This window comes from Psychroserpens mesophilus (assembly GCF_050617655.1).
Taxonomy (GTDB): domain Bacteria; phylum Bacteroidota; class Bacteroidia; order Flavobacteriales; family Flavobacteriaceae; genus Psychroserpens; species Psychroserpens mesophilus_A.
Genome location: NZ_JBODQC010000510.1, coordinates 1 through 236, shown reverse-complemented (window position 1 = coordinate 236; position 236 = coordinate 1). Strand labels below are relative to the sequence as shown.

General features: G+C 73.7%; 1 protein-coding gene. It reads right to left on the bottom strand.

The window, feature by feature from the left end:
* Nucleotides 1-88: 88 nt before the first annotated feature.
* Nucleotides 89-226, bottom strand: a complete 138-nt coding sequence (locus ACRHNM_RS18195; protein WP_431138029.1) for a hypothetical protein — start codon at nt 224-226, stop codon at nt 89-91.
* Nucleotides 227-236 lie beyond the last annotated feature (10 nt).

The window sequence follows — 236 nt, the reverse complement described above, 5'->3', positions numbered from 1 at the left end:
CTGGTGCGCGTCGGCCAGGCGATCTTCGGCGCGCGCGCGCTGCCGGACAGCCACTACTGGCCGGGCAGCGCCTGATCCGCCGGGCGCTTCATGCCACCGGCCAGCGCCCCGCCCCCTCCGGCAACGCCGCCAGGCTGGCCCGCAGCATCTCATCGATGAACGCCGCCGGCCGCAACCGGCCGTCGGGCTTGTACCACTGCACCGTCAGGTTCATCGCGCCCAGCACGCAACGCTTG